We start from the raw sequence: 16,773 nt of genomic DNA, 5'->3' as shown, positions 1-16,773 counted from the left end.
CGGGAACGCGGAATCAGGTGCGGGGGCCGGCGCCGGGCCAGGGGCCGGGCGTCTCGCCCTCGTCCTCGTCGCCCGGCTCGTTCAGCTTCTCGTCGTAGACGCGGAAGCCCCGGGCCCGGTAGTTGGCCAGCGCCGCCGGGCCGTCCAGCGAGCAGGTGTGCAGCCAGACCCGCCGCGTGGGCTCCAGGCCGGGCCACCGGCTCGCGATGTCCCAGGCGCGCGCCGCCGCCTCGCCGAGCAGCCATCCGCCGAGCCCCTGCCCCATCGCGTACGGCAGCAGCCCGAAGCTGGCGATCTCGACGGCGCCGTCCCGCGCGACGAGTTCGGCGTATCCGGCGGGCGTGCCGCGCGTCCAGGCCACCCAGTTCTCGACTCCCGGCCGGTCGAGCCAGTCCTTCCACTGCTTCCAGGTCCACGGCAGCCGGTTGGTCCACTGCCAGTCGCCGCCGACCGCCGTGTAGAGGAACCGGCCGAACTCGGGGCTGGGCACCTCCGCCCGGACGATCTCGGCGGGGAGCGCGGGAGTCCGGCCGGGGCGCAGGTCGGAGGGGCTGGTCTGTTCGAGATACCAGGTGGTCACGTCCATAACGGACTCATCCAACCACGTCCGGCCACGCGGGCTTCCCCGATCCGCGTTTCACGGTCTGGGAGACGATCCGCTTCGCGGACGTGGTCGCGACAGAGATGACGGCGGTGGGGACGCACACCGGGCCCTACCCGGTCGCCGGCGGTGACCTCCTCGCCCCGACCGGCCGGGGCATCAACGTACGCGTCTCCTGGTTCTGGCATCTGAAGGACGGCCGCATCCTGAGCCGGCGCTTCTACTACGACCAGCTCCAGATCTACTCGCAGCTCGGCCTGCTGCTGCCCTGTCCTTCGGAGACGACGACGCGGGAAGCGGCGCGTCAAGAGACCGCGGCCAGGGACACGACCTCTGGTTCCCCGCCCCGCCTCCCGCCGTCCCGGCGGAAACGGTCGGCGGGACCTGATACGAATGACCGGGTGAGCGAGGAAGAGGAGTCCCTGCGGGAAGAGGCCGAGGCCCGGCTGCGGGCGCTCGCCGGCGAGCACGCGCGGCTGCGCGACGACCAGTGGGCCGCCATCAAGGCCCTGGTCATGGACCGCAGGCGCGCGCTGGTCGTGCAACGCACCGGCTGGGGCAAGTCGGCCGTCTACTTCATCGCCACCGCGCTGCTGCGCGAGCTGGGCGAGGGTCCCACGGTCATCGTCTCCCCGCTGCTCGCGCTGATGCGCAACCAGATCGCCGCCGCGGAGCGGGCCGGCATCCACGCGGAGACGATCAACTCGGCCAACCCCGAGGACTGGGAGAAGGTCTACGGCCAGGTCGCCGAAGGCATGGTCGACGTGCTGCTGGTCAGCCCCGAGAGGCTGAACAACCCCGACTTCCGCGACCAGGTGCTGCCCGAGCTGGCCGCGAGCGCCGGGCTCCTGGTGATCGACGAGGCCCACTGCATCTCCGACTGGGGGCACGACTTCCGGCCCGACTACCGCAGGCTCCGCACCCTGCTGGCCGAGCTGCCGCCGGGCATCCCCGTGCTCGCCACGACCGCCACCGCGAACGCCCGGGTCACCCGCGACGTCGCCGAGCAGCTCGCCGTCACCCAGGAGTGGGACGAGCTGCCCGGTGGCGAGGTGTTCGTCCTGCGCGGCCCGCTGGAGCGCGAGAGCCTCCACCTGAGCGTCGTACGGCTGGGCGGGGCAGGCCAGCGGCTCGCCTGGCTGGCCAGGACCCTCCACGAGCTGCCGGGCTCCGGCATCGTCTACACGCTGACCGTCGCAGCGGCCCAGGAGATCGCCGCGTACCTGCGCGAGCAGGGCCACCCGGTCACCGCGTACACCGGGCAGACCGAGGCGGCGGACCGGCTGGCGGCCGAGGCCGACCTGCTCGGCAACCGGGTCAAGGCCCTGGTGGCGACCTCGGCGCTGGGGATGGGCTTCGACAAGCCCGATCTCGGCTTCGTCGTCCACGTGGGCGCTCCGGCCTCGCCCGTGGCGTACTACCAGCAGGTGGGCCGTGCCGGTCGCGGCGTCGAGCGGGCCGAGGTCATCCTGCTGCCCGGCCCGGAGGACAGGGAGATCTGGGCCTACTTCGCCTCGCTTGCCTTCCCCCCGGAGGGGGTGGTCAAGGCGACGCTGGAGGCGCTGTCGCAGGACGGCGTGCTGTCCACCCCCGCCCTGGAGACGAGGGTGGACCTCAGCCGGAGCCGGCTGGAGATGATGCTCAAGGTGCTCGACGTCGACGGGGCCGTCCGCCGGGTCAAGGGCGGCTGGGAGGCCACCGGCGAGCCGTGGAGCTACGACACCGAGCGCTACGCCAGGGTGGCCGCCGAACGCCGGGCCGAGCAGGAGGCGATGCTCGGCTACATCACGACCACCGAGTGCCGGGAGCGGTACCTGCGCCGCCATCTCGACGACGAGACGGCGGCGCCGTGCGGCCGGTGTGACAACTGCACCGGCGCCCACCGGTCCGCCGAGGTGCCGGAGGAGGCCGTGCACGCCGCCCGGCAGCGGCTGGCCCGGCCCGGTGTGGAGATCGAGCCGCGCCGCCAGTGGCCCACCGGCCTGCCCGATCTGAAGGGGCGGATCAAGCCGGAGTTGTGCGCGGAGCCGGGCCGCGCGCTCGGCCGCCTCACCGACATCGGCTGGGGCACCCGGCTGCGGGAACTGTTCTCCGCGGGCGACGGGCCGGTCCCCGACGACGTGTTCGCCGCGGTCGTCGAGGTGCTGAAGTCGTGGGAGTGGGCGCGGCGCCCGGTCGGCGTGGTCGCGGTGCCCTCGGGTTCGCGGCCGGTGCTGGTCGGGACGCTCGCCGAACGACTGGCCCAGGTGGGCCGCCTGGAGCACCTCGGCACGCTCGGCTACCGCGACGGATCACCGGCGGCCAGGCACAACAGCGCCCAGCGGGTGGCGGCCATCCGGGGGACGCTCGCGATGCCGCGTGAGCTCGCCGCGCGGATCGCCGCCCTGGACGGACCGGTGCTGGTGGTGGACGACCGCGTCGACACGGGCTGGACGATGGCGCTCGCCGCCGCCCAGATCCGCCACGCGGGAGCCCCCGCCGTGCTTCCCCTCGCCCTCGCCGTCACGAACTAGTTCCGGGACGGCCGGCGTCGGCCGGGGCGCGTCCAGGGGCAGCACAGGGCGAACCCGCGGCAAGCGCGTGGGCAGGCACGTGGGTAGGCACAGGGCGCGCGGGATGGCGCCGGCCCGTTCGGGCTAGAGGCGGGGGCGAGCGCCGAGGTTGGAGATGCACCGGGCCGCGAGGGCGTTGCCCGCGGCCAGGGCCTCCGCGGGCGGCTTGCCGTCCAGCCAGACCGGCAGGAAACCGGCGGCGAACGCGTCCCCGGCGCCGGTTCCGTCCACGACCCGGTCGACGACCTCGGCCGGCGCCCTGACCGGCTCGGGGCGGCTGTTGGAGTACCAGAGCGAGCCCTCGGCGTTGATCTTGATCACGACCTGGGGGAACCAGGCGGTCAGCACCTTCGCCGCCGAGGCGGGGTCGTCCCTGCCGGTGAGCACCTTGGCCTGGTCGGCGTTGGCGAACAGCAGCTTCGCGCCGTCGGTCCATTCCAGGAACGGCTCGGCGCCGGTGCGCTCCAGCGGGGCGGAGGAGGCGCAGTCGATCGAGATCGACATGCCCGCCCGGCGGGCCATGTCGAGAGCGGCGAGGCCGGCGTCGCGCGATCCCTCGTTGATCAGCGTGTAACCGGACACGTGCAGGTGGCCGCCGGCGGAGAAGAGGTCGCGCGGCAGGTCCTCGGGAGACAGCGCGGCGTTGGCACCGGGGTCGGAGAGCATGGTCCGCTCGCCCTTGTGCGTGACGAGGACGACGCAGGTGCCGGTCGGCCGTTCGGGATCCATGACGAGGCGGGCGTCCACGCCGTACCCCATGAGCTCCATGTCCCGGTTGCGGCCGGTGATGTCGGCGCCGCGGCGGCCGATGAAGGCCACCTCGGAGCCCTCCACGGCCAGCCAGGAGGCGATGTTGGCGCCGGATCCGCCGCCGTGCATGGTCACGACGGCCGGGGTGTCGCTCGCCCTCGCGAGAGGGAACTTCGCGCGCGCGACCGCGTCCGTCATGAGATCGCCCACCACGACGACCCGCGTCATGCTGTCACCACCTTGCCAACTGGCTAATGGAGGCGAGCCAGGCCCAAGGAGGGGCGGCGTCCGCTCCGTGCTGTAGAGGCTGACGCCCAGAAACCTAACAGCTTCCAGGGGCGCCGTGGGTGGAGAGCGGACAGACGGGAACAGTCGATGCACAAGCGTTGTCCAACTCGTCCCTCCTCGGTTCGTAGATCCCTTATAAGCGCTCTCGCGAGACTATCTCCATAAGTAAGTAGAAATCCCCCAATTACCACCAAGCCGGGCACGGATAATCTCGGTTGCGTGCACCCTCAGTACCCCGCCCACTGGGAGGCGGACGTCGTGCTGTCCGACGGCGGCACCGCCCATGTCCGCCCGATCAGGCCGGACGACGCCGGCATGCTGCGCTCCTTCTACTCACGCCTGTCCGCGGAGTCCATCTACTTCCGGTACTTCGGCCCGCGCCCCCGGCTGACCGACAAGGACGTCGCGTTCTTCACGAATGTCGACTACGACAACCGGGTCGCCCTGATTGCCACGATCGGCACGGAGATGGTGGCGGTCGTGCGCTACGACCGCGTGGAGCCGCGCGACCACGCCGAGGTGGCCTTCCTGGTGGAGGACGCCCACCAGGGCAGGGGAGTGGCCTCGGTGCTGATGGAGCACTTGAGGGCAGCCGCCCGCGAGCGCGGGATCAAGACGTTCATCGCCGACGTGCTGCCCGGCAACCACCGGATGATGGGCCTGTTCCGCCAGGCGGGATACACGGCGCAGAGCCAGTTCGAGGACGGCGTCGTACGGATGACGCTCGACCTGTCGAGCACCGAGACGGCCCTGGAGGTGCGGCTCGCCCGCGAGCACCGCGCCGAGGCCCGCTCGATCGCCCGCCTGCTCACGCCGGAGTCGGTCGCGGTGATCGGCGCGAGCCGCGAACCCGGCGGCATCGGCCAGGCGGTGCTGCGCAACCTGCTCGCCGCCGACTTCACCGGGCCCGTCTACCCCGTCCACCGGCAGGTGCGGGCCGTGGCCGGCGTACCGGCGCACCGCAGCGTGTCGGCGATCGACGGCGAGGTGGACCTCGCCGTGCTGGCGGTGCCCGCCGAGGGCGTGCTCGAACTGGTCGAGGAGTGCGCGCGGAAGGGCGTGAAGGGGCTGGTCGTCGTCTCCTCCGGGTTCGGCGAGACCGGCCCGGAGGGCCTGGCCCGCCAGGAGGAGCTCGTCCGCATCGCCCGCGCGTACGGCATGCGGGTGGTGGGGCCCAACTGCCTGGGCATCGCCAACACCGACCCCGCCGTACGGCTCAACGCGACGCTCGCGGCGACCCTGCCGGGCCGGGGGAGGGTCGGCTTCTTCAGCCAGTCGGGCGCGCTCGGCACCGCGCTGCTGCAGCGGGTGGCGCAGCGCGGCATGGGCATCTCGACGTTCGTCTCGGCCGGCAACCGGGCCGACGTGTCCGGCAACGACCTCCTGCAGTACTGGGAGGAGGACCCGGCGACCGACGTGATCCTCCTCTACCTGGAGTCCATCGGGAACCCGCGCAAGTTCACCCGGCTGGCCCGGCGGATCTCCCGGTCCAAGCCGATCGTGGTGGTCAGGTCGCGCGGGGTGCCGGGAGGCCACGCCGCGCCGGTGCTCGCCATGCCCGACACCGCGCTGAGCTCGCTGTTCGCGCAGGCCGGGGTCATCCGGGTGGACGACCTCGTCCAGCTCTTCGACGTCGCCCAGCTGCTGGCGCACCAGCCGCTGCCCGCCGGGCCGCGGGTGGGCGTCGTCGGCAACTCCGACGCGCTCACGCTGCTGGCCGAGGAGGCGTGCGCGGGCGCGGGCCTGGAGCCCCGCCCGCCGGTGAACCTCGGCGCCCGGGCCGGCGCCGCGGAGTTCGCCGAGGCGCTGAGGAGCGTGCTGCCCGAGGTGGACGCCGCCGTCGCGATCTACATGCCGCCGATCCCGGGCGACTGCCGGGAGGTCGCCGGAGCGCTGCTCGACGCCGCCCGGGAGTCCGGCAAACCGGTGCTCGCCACCTTCCAGGGCCGGTTGGGCATGCCGGACGAGCTGCGCGTTCCGGGCGCTCCCGGCGGCGAGTCCCCCGGGCGGGGGTCGATCCCGTCGTACCAGGCCCCGGAGGAGGCGGTCCGCGCGCTGGCGCACGTGGTGCGGTACGCCCGCTGGCGCCGGGAGCCTCTGGGCCTGGTGCCGCAGGTGGACGGGATCGACCCGGCCGCGGCGCGGCGGATCGTCGCCGCCGCGCTCGCCGGGGACGGCACCGGGGACACGGCCGTAGACGCCGCCGTAGACGCCGCCGTGGACTGGGCCGGGGACGGCGGGGCCGAGCGGGAGATCGACGCGACCGCGCTGCTGGCCTGTTACGGCGTCGAGGTGTGGCCGGCGCACGTCGCGGCCGACGCGGAGGAGGCCGTCGCCCTCGCCGAGCGCGTCGGCCCGCCCGTGGTGGTCAGGTCGGCCGACCCGGAGCACGTCCGCCGCGCGGGCACGGTCCGCGTCGGCCTCACCGACGCCGCCGGGGTCCGGCAGGCGTACGCCGGTCTGGCCGCGCTGCTCGGGCCCGGCACACCGCTCGCGGTGCAGCGCATGGCGCCGCAGCCCTCGGTGCCGACAGTCGTCGGGGTGACGCAGGACCGGTACTTCGGGGCGGTCGTCACGTTCGGCCTCGGCGAGGTCACCGCCCGGCTGCTCGGCGACCAGGCGCACCGCCTCGCCCCCCTCTCCGCCGAGGACGCGGCGGCGCTGGTGCGGTCGGTGCGCGCCGCGCCGCTGCTGTTCGGCGAGTACGGCTACCAGCCGGTGGCGGTGGAGGCGCTGGAGGATCTGCTGGTGCGGGTGGGGCTGCTGGCCGACGCGCTGCCGGAGGTCGTGCGGATGGACCTCGACCCGGTTCTGGCGGGCGCGAACGGCACGGTGGTGCTGGGCGCCCGCGCCGTCCTGCGGCCCGTCACCACGCTGCGCCCCGACGCCGGCCCCCGCCGCCTGCGGTGACCCGCGGGCGCTCAGGGGTACGGCGGGCCGCCGACGTGCGCGCCGGGCGCTCCCCCACGCGGCGGGTACCGGGGACGCGGGGCCCGGAGAGCGCTCGGCGCGGCGCGGGCGGAAAACCCGTCCCGCCGGGGTGTGAAACAGGTGTCCCTTACAGGGCAGGATGGACCCATGAGGGAAACCCGAGTCTCCGCCGCGGGCTTGCGCGAGGCCATAGATCGCAGCGGCTACTACCCGGATCTGGTGGCCGACGCCGTCGACTCCGCACTCGGCAGCGAGCAGGTGACGGCGTACGTCGTGCATCACGAGGCGACGTTCGACCCGGCGATGGAGGTGCGCAGGCACGTCACGGTGCTGGTCCTGTCGCCCACCCGGCTGCTGGTCTGCCACACCGACGAGCACCCGCCCGCCGAGGGCATGCCCGCCTCGCACGCCTCCACCACCACGGAGGCGGTGCGGCTCAGCCGCATCCAGTCGGTCGCCGTGACCAGAGTCGTGCCAGACCCCGCGTCGTACGCGCCGGGCACCTCCCCCACGGAGGTCACGCTGACGATCGGATGGGGGGCGATCTCCCACGTCGACCTCGAACCGGCGACCTGCGGTGACGAGAACTGCGAGGCCGACCACGGCTACACCGGCGCGATCACCGCCGACGACCTGTCGCTGCGGGTCAGCGAGGCCGCCGACGGGCCGGAGGCCGTCACCCATGTGCTGGCCTTCGCCAAGGCGCTGTCCGAGGCCACCGTCTGAGGCCACCGTTTGGAGAGCACCGACTGAGGAGCGTCCCGTCAGGGAGGCGGCGGGCGTTCCCTGACACCGTCCCCTCTTCGTCCCGCCGGGAGGCAACGTGATCGACCCCCAGCTCCCATCGGCGTCTCGCGGGACGCCCGCGGCGGCGTCCGGCGGGGCGTCCCCGGCGGCGTCCGCGTCTCCCACATCTCCCGCGTCTCCGGCCGCCCCTGCCGCTCCCGAGGCCCTCGGGGCGGCGGCCGGGGGGCCGCCGGCCGTGCCGTACGTGCCCGCGTACGGCACGGCCTCGCTCGCCGACCTGCCGGGGTCGATGCTCGCCTCCCTCGGCCTGTCCGCGGACAACACGCTGGCGCTGGAGCCGGCCGCGCGGGTGTGCCTGTTCCTCGTGGACGGGCTCGGGGCCGAGATGCTGGCCGCCCACCCCGGCACTGCGCCGTTCCTCTCGGCCCACCTGCGCGGCACGCTCACGGCGGGCTTCCCGTCCTCCACCCCGACGAGCCTGGCCACGCTCGGCACCGGCGCGCCCCCCGGGGAGCACGGCATGGTGGGGGTCCAGATGGCGGTGCCGGGGGAGGGCAGGCTGTTCAACTGCCTGCGCTGGACCGCGCCCGGCCTGCCCGTCGACCCCGACGTCTGGCAGCCCGCCGAGACGGTCTACCAGCGCATGGCCGCGGCGGGGGTGGAGCCCGTCTACGTCGCGCCCGCCTCCTTCGACGGCACCGGGCTCACCCGCGCCGTCTACCGGGGCATGCGTCACCGGGCGGCGGAGACCGCCGACGAGCGCGTGGACGCGGTGCGGCACGCGCTGCGGGAGACGTCCTACGTCACCGTGTACTACGGCGACGTCGACCGGGCGGGCCACTTCGGCGGCTGGGGCAGCGGCGCGTGGCTCGAACAGCTCGCCGTCGTCGACCGCATGGCCGAGCGCATCGCGGAGTCCCTGCCGCCGGGCGCCGTCCTGTACGTCACGGCCGACCACGGCATGATCAACGCTACTGACAAGGTCGACGTGGACCACCGCCCCGACCTGCGGGAAGGCGTGCTCATGCTCGGCGGCGAGGCCCGTGCCCGCCACGTCTACACGAGGCCGGGCGCGGCGGAAGGGGTCCTGGAGACCTGGCGCGAGGCGCTGCGCGGGCGGGCCTGGGTGGTGACCCGCGAGGAGGCCGCCGACACCGGCTGGTTCGGCCGCCGCGTCCGCCGCGAGTGGCTCGGCCGCATCGGCGACGTGCTGGCCGTGCCGTACGGCGAGTGCGTGATCGTGGCGTCGGCCGCCGAGCCGGTGGAGTCGTCCCTGACCGGCTACCACGGATCACTGACCCCGGCCGAGCAGAACGTCCCGCTCCTGGAGATCCGCCGCTGACCGGTCACCGATCGGTGAACCGCGCCGGGGGTCAGCGGGTCGTCGTGAGGGGGAGGCCGGCCAGCAGGCGGTCACGCAGGGCGTCGCCGCGGACGCCGATCTCGGGGAGGTCGCCGGGGCCGGGGACGCCGGTGACCAGCAGTTCGGGCACGAGGAGGCGGCTCAGCGGGGCCTCGGGCGCCGGGTCGGCCAGACCGCCGATGGGGGCGGTGGAAAGGTCGAGGTAGGCGGGGGCGAGGGTCCTGCCGTGGAGGGTGCCGGCGACGAGGTCGGGGCAGAACTCGTTCCAGAAGATCGAGACGGTGGCGCGCAGGTCCCCGTGGATCACCACCAGCTTCTCGGTCATGTCGCCGACGAAGGTCTCGGCCGTCACGTGGCCGTGCACGACCAGCTTCGCGTCACCGGCCAGGTAGACGTTCCTCGCCCGCAGGTTCCCGAGGACGATCAGCGCGGCGGCCCCGTCGTCCACATCGGTGATGTTCCCGTCGACGACCAGGTCGCCGTCCACGACGTACCCGGTGGCCGCTTCGGGCGTGTGCTCCCGCCACGGCGTCCGCTCGTGCTCGTCGAGAGGGAGTTCGCCGGTCACCGCGGCGGGCCCCGGCACCAGGATGTACTCCTCCTCGTACAGGTTCTCGTACGTTCCCTCCGGCAGCCCGCGCCGCTCGAACAGGTCCACCGCGTCGCCCCAGGCGAGGTAACTCGATCGCATTCGCGCGACCATAGCAGTGACCGGCGCCCGGCCCGGCCGGGCGGCGGCGACGGCTTGGCACAATGGCTGTGGCACCGTACCGGCCAGGAGGGGTCTCATGAGCGAGCGAGTCGGGGAGCATCGTGATGGGAAGCAGCGTGATGGGGAGCACAGCCCGCTGATCACTCCCGAGGAACTCGCCGCGCTCGCCGGCGTCACGATCCTCGACGTCCGCTGGCGGCTCGGCGGGCCGCCCGGCATCGAGTCGTACCGCGAGGGCCACGTGCCCGGCGCGGTCTTCTGCGACCTGAACGCCGATCTCGCCGCCCCGCCCGGCCCGGCCGGGCGGCATCCGCTGCCCGCGCCGGAGGACTTCGGCGCCGCCATGCGCCGCCTCGGGGTTTCTGGCGCGCGCCCGGTGGTCGTGTACGACGACGCCGACTCGACGTCGGCCGCCCGGGCGTGGTGGACCCTGCGGTACTTCGGCCACGGCGACGTCCGCGTGCTGGACGGCGGCCTGCGGGCCTGGACCCGGGCCGGGCTCCCGGTGTCCAAGGAGGAGGGGCCGGTGCCGCCGGGAGACTTCGCCGCCCGGCCCGGCGGCATGCCGGTGCTCGACGCCGGGCAGGCGGCCGCGCTCGCCGCCGACGGCGTGCTGCTGGACGCGCGGGCGGCCGAGCGGTACCGGGGAGAGGTGGAGCCCGTCGACCCGGTCGCCGGTCACATCCCCGGCGCGGTCAGCGCCCCCACCTCCGAGAACGTCGAGCCCGGCGGGCGCTTCCACAGCGGGTCGTTCCTCCGGGAGCGGTTCAACACGCTGGGGGCCGTCGAGGGCGTGCCCGTCGGGGCGTACTGCGGGTCGGGGGTGACGGCCGCGCACGAGGTGCTGGCACTGGAGATCGCCGGGCTGCCCGCCGCCCTGTACGCCGGCTCGTGGTCCAACTGGGTGGCCGATCCCGGCAGGCCCGTCGCGACCGGCTGACCTCATCCCGGTGCGAGGCGGCCGTCACCGAAGCAGACGAAGCCCGGCACGGCCGACTTCGCGGACGCCGCGGCCAGCGCCTCGGCGGGGGAGCGGCCCTCGGCCAGCAGCCGGTGGAAGAGCGTCATGACCGCCGGGGCCTCGTCGTCGCGGACCGGCACGACGCCCGCGACCACGCACGCCGCGCCCCGATCGAGGAAGGTCCCGGCGAGTCCCAGGGCCGCGCCGTCCACCGGCGCGTGCGCCATCCCCGCGTCGCAGGCCGACAGGACGACGAGCCGGGGCATCCGGCGCGCGGTCAGCAGGTCGTACGCCATGAGCGGTCCGTCGTCCAGCGTGATGTGCGACAGCATTGGCCCGCGCGGGCTGAAGAGCCCGTGGGCGGCGACATGGAGCACGTCGGCCCGCTCCAGCGCGCGCAGCACCTCGGCCCTGGTGGCGCCGACCCGTCGCGCCCGTGGGTGCGCGGCGACGACCATCGCGGCCTCGGCGGCGGCGTGGTCGAGCCCCGGGCCCGCCACCGACAGCACCAGCGGATCGCCGCCGGGCGGACCGGGAGCCGGGGTGAACCATCGGGCGGCGTCCGCCGCGACCGACACCGGCCGTCCACGCAACGAGGGGAGCATCGGCCAGGGCAGCGTGCCCAGCGCCCCGGTGGGCACGATCGTCACCGGCCCGGCCGCCCCCCATCCCGGAGAGCTGCGTCCCGGAGAGCTGCGTCCCGGAGAGCCGGGGGAGGCGAGCGTGCCGGGACCGCTCAGGAGCCGCCGGTCGAGGGCGGACAGTTCGAGGGCCACCGCCTCGTCGTCGGCGCCCGCCGGGTGACCGGCGTCGCGCAGGACGCGGCGGCGCAGGCCGTACCGGACGCGCGTGGTCGCCTCCACCGCGGCCTGATATGACCCCAGGGCGCGCAGCGCGCACCCGCCGGCGTCGGCGGTGACGGCGAACAACTCGTCGCCACGCCGCACCAGCTCCACGAGCAGCCCGGCCCCCGCGCGTCCCGGCGGCGGGAACGGCGGCGGCGCGCCGCGCACGACCGCCCGCCACCGCTCGGACCACTCAAGGACGGACCAGGCGTCGCCCGTCCGGCGGGCCCGGTCGATGGCGATCCGCAGGCCGAACGCGGCGAGGTCCTCGGCGGGCCGTGCGGCGTGAGCCCGCAGCTCCGCGTCCCGCATCGGCGCGCGGACATCCTCCGCGGCCGCACCACCCGCCGGCCGGCCGGTCCCTGCCTGCGGAGCCGCGTCGCCGCCGCCCCCGGCGTCCGCGCCGCTCCCGGGACGGGCGGCTTCGATGCCGCGGGCGGCGGCGGCCAGGGCCCGGGCGAGGTCCCCGTCCAGGTGGTGCCCCAGGGCCACGGCGTGCCATCGGACGAGCGGACGGGTCGCGGTGGCGGCGGTGATCCGCAACTGCTCGCGGGCGCGGCCGAGCGCGCCCAGCCGCACGGCCGAGGCGGCGGCGGTGAGACGCAGCGCCGAGGACGCCGCATGCCACCCGCACGCCGCCAGCTCGTCGGCGCAGGACACCAGCTCGGCGATCAGGCCGTCGCCGGGTGCCTCCTTGGAGCCGGGGGCTTCCTGGGTGCCGGGTGTTTCCTCGGCGCTAGGCGTTTCCTCGGCACCGGGTGTCTCCCGCGCGCTGGGTGTCTCTCGGGTGCCGGGCGCTCGCGGAGCGCCGGGAGCCGAGCCGCCCGCCGGAGGGGTGAGCCCGTCCTGTGGCCGGCCGGTCGTTTCCGCCAGGCGGGCCCGCAGGACGACCTCCGTGGCCAGGGGCAGCCAGGCGGTTCTGCCCTGCGCGGCGAGCTCCGCGTGCGCCGTGCGCGCGGTCGCGCCGGCGAGCCGGGCGTCCCCGGAGAGGAGGGCGGTCTGGGCGAGCAGCAGCCGCGCTCCGGGGATCGCCGCGTGCGCTTGGGCGGCCACCAGTTCGGGCACGGCCTGTTCGAGCAGCGTGCGCGCCTCGCCGGGCAGCCGGGCGGCCACCAGCGCCTCGGCGAAGTCCGTCCGCATCGCGGCGAGCCGCTCGGGGAAGCCGAACAACGTCTCCTCCGCCGCGCGGTACCGCGTGAAGGCGGCGGCGATGTCGCCCCGGCGGGCCGCCACGAACGGCAGGTTGCCCTCCGCCAGCATCACGAGATGGTCGAGGCCCGCGCGCCGGGCGATCCGGGCGCATCGGGCCAGGTCGGCCTCGGCCGTGCCGTACCGCTCCAGATAGACGTGGGCGAGGCCACGGTTCAGCAGCGCGCCCGCCTGGAAGAACGGATCTTCGTCCAGCCGGCTGATCGCCCGGTCGCAGTGCCGTGCGGCCTCCGCGTGCCGCCCGAGCAGCATCAGGGCGACCGACCGCTGCACGTCCAGCCTGGCCAGGTCGGTTCCCGTGAGATCCCGCTCGGCGAGACCGGCCAGGCGCAGCCCGCCTTCGGGATCGCCGAGCTGGGCCCGGACCGTGACGAGCGACATCCGCGCCTGCGCCACCCGCCGCGGATGCCCCCGCGCCGCGCCGGCCGCCTCCCGCAGCCGCTCCTCGGCCAGCTCCAGGTCGCCCAGTTCGCGGGCCGCCAGCGCCGACGCGCGCAGCGCCACCGAGGCCGCCTCGCCGTGCGGCCCGGCCGGCTCGGCCCGCGGGGTCAGCTCCAGTACGGCCCTCGCCTCCGACAGGGCCAGCCGGGGATCGGTGCCCGAGAGCCGTACGGCCGCCTCGGCCCGGCCGACCAGCCGGTCCTGGTCCTGCTTCTGGGAGGGGCTCGTGCGGGGGCACGGTTCCGCGGGTTCCGGCCGGTGGGCGTGCTGCCGTGACATCACGGGCGTACGCGGAGCCAGCGGGTGAAGACGGGTGCCTGGCCGGGTCGGTGGCAGACCACGCTGACCCATCCGGGCGGCAGGCCGGTGACCGCGAAGTGGCCCGTCTCGGAGAGGATGCGGACCTTGCCGACCTGCGGGGTGCGCACCTCGATCCTGGCGTCCGGCCCGGGGGCGGGGGACACCTGCCCGGCCACCTCCATCCGCCCGCCCGAGATGGTCGTCTCCAGGTCGATGACCAGGCCCGCCGCGCTGAACCTGCGGACGTGCGTCCCGTCCCGGCCGTCCGCGGTGACCGGCCGCCACGACGCGTCGCCCGCCCCGGCCGCGCCCGGCTCACCGGCAGCGGCATCCGTGCCGGACGAGATGCCGGGCACGGTGCCGGGGGCGGAGCCAGGTGTGGTGCCGGGCGTGGTGCCGGACGCGGTGCCGGGTGCCGTGCCGGGCGTGGTGCCGGGCGTGGTGCCGGACGCCGGGGAGGAGCGCGCTCCGCCCGGCGCGGTCAGGTCCACCGGCCCGGCGGGCACCCCTCCGGGCACGCGCAGGCGGAAGACCGCCCGGGCCGCGGCCGAGACCCCCTCGGGCACGGGGTCGGCGCCCGCGCCCATCCGCAGGGCCGCGAGCAGGTACTCCTCCCTCATCGGCGCTCCTCGTGTCTCGTCGTTCCGCTTCCATGTGGCCGCCCCGCGGGGCGGGCCCGGTTCCCGCTCAATCCGGTTCCTCCATCAGCGCGCGCAGGCGGGACATGCACCGGGCCCTGGTGGGCCCGATGCTGCCGACCGGCAGGTCGAGCCGGACCGCTATCTGGGCGTACCTCGCCTCCGGATGCAGCACGTAGAGGCGGATGAGCGAGCGGCAGGGCTCCCCGAGCAGGTCGAGCCTCCGCCACGCCTGCCTGCCCAGGTCGGCGTCGACCACGGCCGCCGTCGGGTCGGGCTGCGCCGGGTCCGGCACGTCCAGGTCGGAGACCACCTCACCACGGGCCCTGCGGCTGAGCCTGGCGGCCTCGTGCCGGGTGGTGGTGACGAGCCAGGCGCCGACCCTGGCGGGGTCGCGGATGGCGCCCGCGTTCTCCACGAGCCGGAGCCAGGCGCACTGCACCGCGTCGGCGGCGTCGGCGGCGCTGAGCCCGAACGCCCGCGCGACCGCCCACATCCTGCCGTCGAACCGGGCGACCAGGTCCTCCCAGCCGGCCTGGTCGATGGTGGTGAACGAGTCGTCCGTCTGCATGAAGTCACTCTTCGCGCTCGGGGGAATGCGAATGGTGACAGGAACCCTATCGATCCCCGGTCGTCACGACCACCCCGAGATCCCCGGTCCGCCGGCCGTCCCGCAGCAGGCGTCGTACGGCCTGATCGGGCGGAACCTCCCGGCACAGGCGGGCGACCATGCCGGAGACCACCGCGGCGGCGAAGGACGTGCCGCTCCAGGAGGCGTAGCCATGGAAGTCGCGGTGCTCCAGGAAGCTGCTGACGAGCCCGACGCCGGGCGCCCACACGTCCACCCAGGGCCCGTACGCCGAGAAGGGCGCGCGGGCGTCCCCGTCGAGCGCGCCGACCGCGAGGACGCCCGGCAGGGCGGCGGGCCAGAAGGGGCGTGCGGAGGCCGTGTTGCCGGCGCAGGCCACGACGGCGGGGAAGGCGGCGAGCGCCTCGGCCAGCCCCAGCGGCGGACCGTCGTCGAAGGTGTGCCCTCCGAAGGAGAGGTTGAGCACGTCGGCCGGCCCGCCGCGCAGCAGGGAGAGGGCGCCGAGCAGCGCCGCCTCGTCGCCGATGCCGTCGCTGTCGAGGAGGCGTAGGGCGCGCAGGCGCGCGCCCGGAGCCTGCAGCAGGATGAGCCCGGCCACGAACGTGCCGTGCCCGGCCTGCCGGTCGAGCACGCCGTCGCCGTCGGCGTCGGGCGTCTCGGCGATGTCGTCGCGGTACCACCGCGCCAGCCAGGGATGCGGGGCGAGGCCGGTGTCGAGCACCGCGACGGTGACCTCGCAGGGCTCTCCCGGCTCGTACGGCGGTGGCGGCGCGGGGGAGGGCGGCCCGCCGGGCCCGCCGAAGAACAACGGCTGGCCCGACAGGACGTGGTTGGGGGAGGCGGCGTGCCCGCGGTCGCGAAGGGTGGCCGTCAGGTCGACCACGTCCGCGCCCGGCGCGAGCCGTACGCGGTGGACGCGGCCCGCCTCGGAGATCGGCCCGGGGAGCGGTTCGGCGGCGAGCGCCCACCGGGCCACGGCGGCGGGGGCGGAGGTGAGCAGTTCGCCGGGGCGGATGAGGGCCGGACGCCCGGGGACGGGCTCGATGAGCCGGGTGGGCATGGGCGGAGCCTTTCCACGACCTAGCCTGGTTGATCGCGGAAGGTGTCATGCCCAATGCAAAGAGTTGCCAAGCACCATTCGGTATGACCCCCCTCTGGTGCCAGGCTGCGACGGACGGTAGTCTCTCCTACAGTCATCCAACCGTGATCATCTCAAACCGTGAGGCCGTTGGGGAAGGCGCACCTCATGCGAATTGGGAGGTCCGGTGGCTGCTGCTCGTGGCGTCCTGTACGTCCACTCGGCTCAGCCTGCGCTGTGCCCGCATATCGAGTGGGCCGTCGCAGGCGTTCTTGGCGTGCCCGTCGACCTGACGTGGACCGCCCAGCCCGCCGCGCCCGGGACCCTGCGGGCCCAGGCGGAGTGGGAGGGCCGTCCCGGCACCGCCGCGGCGATCACGTCATCGCTCATGGGCTGGCAGCGCATCCGCTTCGAGATCACCGAAGACGCCTCGCCGGGCGTCGACGGCTCCCGGCACGCCTACACGCCGACGCTGGGGGCCTTCACGGCCGTCGTCGGCGCGAACGGCGACATCCTGGTCCCCGAGGACCGGCTACGCAACGTCATGCTGATGGCGGCGCAGGGCCGGGTGGTCCTGGAGGACGAGCTCGACCGCCTGCTCGGCAAGCAGTGGGACGAGGAGCTCGAGTCGTTCCGCTACGCGGGTGAGGGAGCCCCGGTCCGCTGGCTGCACGCCGCCGTCTGACCCTTCCTTCCGCCCGGCGTCACGCCGGTGCCGCGTCGATGCCACGTCGATGCCATGGTCGGCCCGGGCGGCCGGACACCGCC

General features: G+C 75.0%; 13 protein-coding genes. 6 read left to right on the top strand and 7 right to left on the bottom strand.

Annotated features, from left to right (window positions below; translation table 11 throughout):
• Positions 1 to 13: 13 nt before the first annotated feature.
• A complete protein-coding gene (locus HHX33_RS23425; RefSeq protein ID WP_182876514.1) occupies positions 14 to 586 on the bottom strand; it encodes a GNAT family N-acetyltransferase in 573 nt (190 codons plus the stop codon).
• An 83-nt stretch (positions 587 to 669) separates the two neighbouring features.
• Between HHX33_RS23425 and HHX33_RS23415 the strand changes: the two genes are divergently transcribed.
• Positions 670 to 3,114: a DEAD/DEAH box helicase gene (locus tag HHX33_RS23415; RefSeq protein ID WP_396785515.1), complete on the top strand. Its 2,445-nt coding sequence runs from the start codon at positions 670 to 672 to the stop codon at positions 3,112 to 3,114.
• Positions 3,115 to 3,237: 123 nt separating this feature from the next.
• On the opposite strand, the gene HHX33_RS23410 is transcribed toward HHX33_RS23415, so the two are convergent.
• Positions 3,238 to 4,131 (bottom strand): carbohydrate kinase family protein, encoded by an 894-nt coding sequence (locus HHX33_RS23410; protein WP_117410100.1) that lies wholly within the window; start codon positions 4,129 to 4,131, stop codon positions 3,238 to 3,240.
• 279 nt (positions 4,132 to 4,410) lie between these two features.
• Here HHX33_RS23410 and HHX33_RS23405 point away from each other — a divergent pair, with 279 nt between their 5' ends.
• The 3 genes from HHX33_RS23405 (at position 4,411) to HHX33_RS23395 (ending at position 9,211) form a co-directional block, all read left to right on the top strand.
• Positions 4,411 to 7,101: a bifunctional GNAT family N-acetyltransferase/acetate--CoA ligase family protein gene (locus HHX33_RS23405; protein WP_182876513.1), complete on the top strand. Its 2,691-nt coding sequence runs from the start codon at positions 4,411 to 4,413 to the stop codon at positions 7,099 to 7,101.
• A 168-nt stretch (positions 7,102 to 7,269) separates the two neighbouring features.
• Positions 7,270 to 7,848: a DUF5998 family protein gene (locus HHX33_RS23400; RefSeq protein ID WP_117410227.1), complete on the top strand. Its 579-nt coding sequence runs from the start codon at positions 7,270 to 7,272 to the stop codon at positions 7,846 to 7,848.
• Positions 7,849 to 7,945: 97 nt separating this feature from the next.
• Positions 7,946 to 9,211, top strand: a complete 1,266-nt coding sequence (locus HHX33_RS23395) for an alkaline phosphatase family protein (protein WP_310741485.1) — start codon at positions 7,946 to 7,948, stop codon at positions 9,209 to 9,211.
• 31 nt (positions 9,212 to 9,242) lie between these two features.
• On the opposite strand, the gene HHX33_RS23390 is transcribed toward HHX33_RS23395, so the two are convergent.
• Entirely contained in the window at positions 9,243 to 9,923 is a 681-nt protein-coding gene (locus HHX33_RS23390) for a polymer-forming cytoskeletal protein (protein WP_182876512.1), read from the bottom strand.
• Positions 9,924 to 10,020: 97 nt separating this feature from the next.
• On the opposite strand from HHX33_RS23390, the gene HHX33_RS23385 reads away from it, so the two are divergent.
• Positions 10,021 to 10,884 (top strand): sulfurtransferase, encoded by an 864-nt coding sequence (locus HHX33_RS23385; RefSeq protein WP_182876511.1) that lies wholly within the window; start codon positions 10,021 to 10,023, stop codon positions 10,882 to 10,884.
• A 2-nt stretch (positions 10,885 to 10,886) separates the two neighbouring features.
• Here the strand turns inward: HHX33_RS23385 and HHX33_RS23380 are convergent, their stop codons facing one another.
• The 4 genes from HHX33_RS23380 to HHX33_RS23365 all read right to left on the bottom strand — a co-directional run bounded on the left by HHX33_RS23380 (position 10,887) and on the right by HHX33_RS23365 (position 15,987).
• A complete protein-coding gene (locus HHX33_RS23380; RefSeq protein WP_182876510.1) occupies positions 10,887 to 13,679 on the bottom strand; it encodes a CHAT domain-containing protein in 2,793 nt (930 codons plus the stop codon).
• Positions 13,679 to 14,320 (bottom strand): hypothetical protein, encoded by a 642-nt coding sequence (locus tag HHX33_RS23375; RefSeq protein ID WP_182876509.1) that lies wholly within the window; start codon positions 14,318 to 14,320, stop codon positions 13,679 to 13,681. Before HHX33_RS23375 ends, HHX33_RS23380 begins: the two co-directional genes overlap by 1 nt.
• A gap of 67 nt (positions 14,321 to 14,387) precedes the next feature.
• Positions 14,388 to 14,909: an RNA polymerase sigma factor gene (locus HHX33_RS23370; RefSeq protein WP_182876508.1), complete on the bottom strand. Its 522-nt coding sequence runs from the start codon at positions 14,907 to 14,909 to the stop codon at positions 14,388 to 14,390.
• 46 nt (positions 14,910 to 14,955) lie between these two features.
• Complete coding sequence (locus HHX33_RS23365) at positions 14,956 to 15,987, bottom strand: S8 family peptidase (RefSeq protein WP_182876507.1); 1,032 nt, start codon at positions 15,985 to 15,987, stop codon at positions 14,956 to 14,958.
• A 205-nt stretch (positions 15,988 to 16,192) separates the two neighbouring features.
• Between HHX33_RS23365 and HHX33_RS23360 the strand changes: the two genes are divergently transcribed.
• Positions 16,193 to 16,690: a DUF3145 domain-containing protein gene (locus tag HHX33_RS23360; RefSeq protein WP_036404524.1), complete on the top strand. Its 498-nt coding sequence runs from the start codon at positions 16,193 to 16,195 to the stop codon at positions 16,688 to 16,690.
• The last annotated feature ends 83 nt before the right edge of the window (positions 16,691 to 16,773 follow it).

The sequence above is a fragment of the Microbispora sp. H10670 genome (genome assembly GCF_014161385.1).
Lineage (GTDB): Bacteria > Actinomycetota > Actinomycetes > Streptosporangiales > Streptosporangiaceae > Microbispora > Microbispora triticiradicis.
The sequence above is the reverse complement of the archived record's forward strand: the minus strand, read 5'-3'. Positions and strand labels throughout refer to the sequence as shown.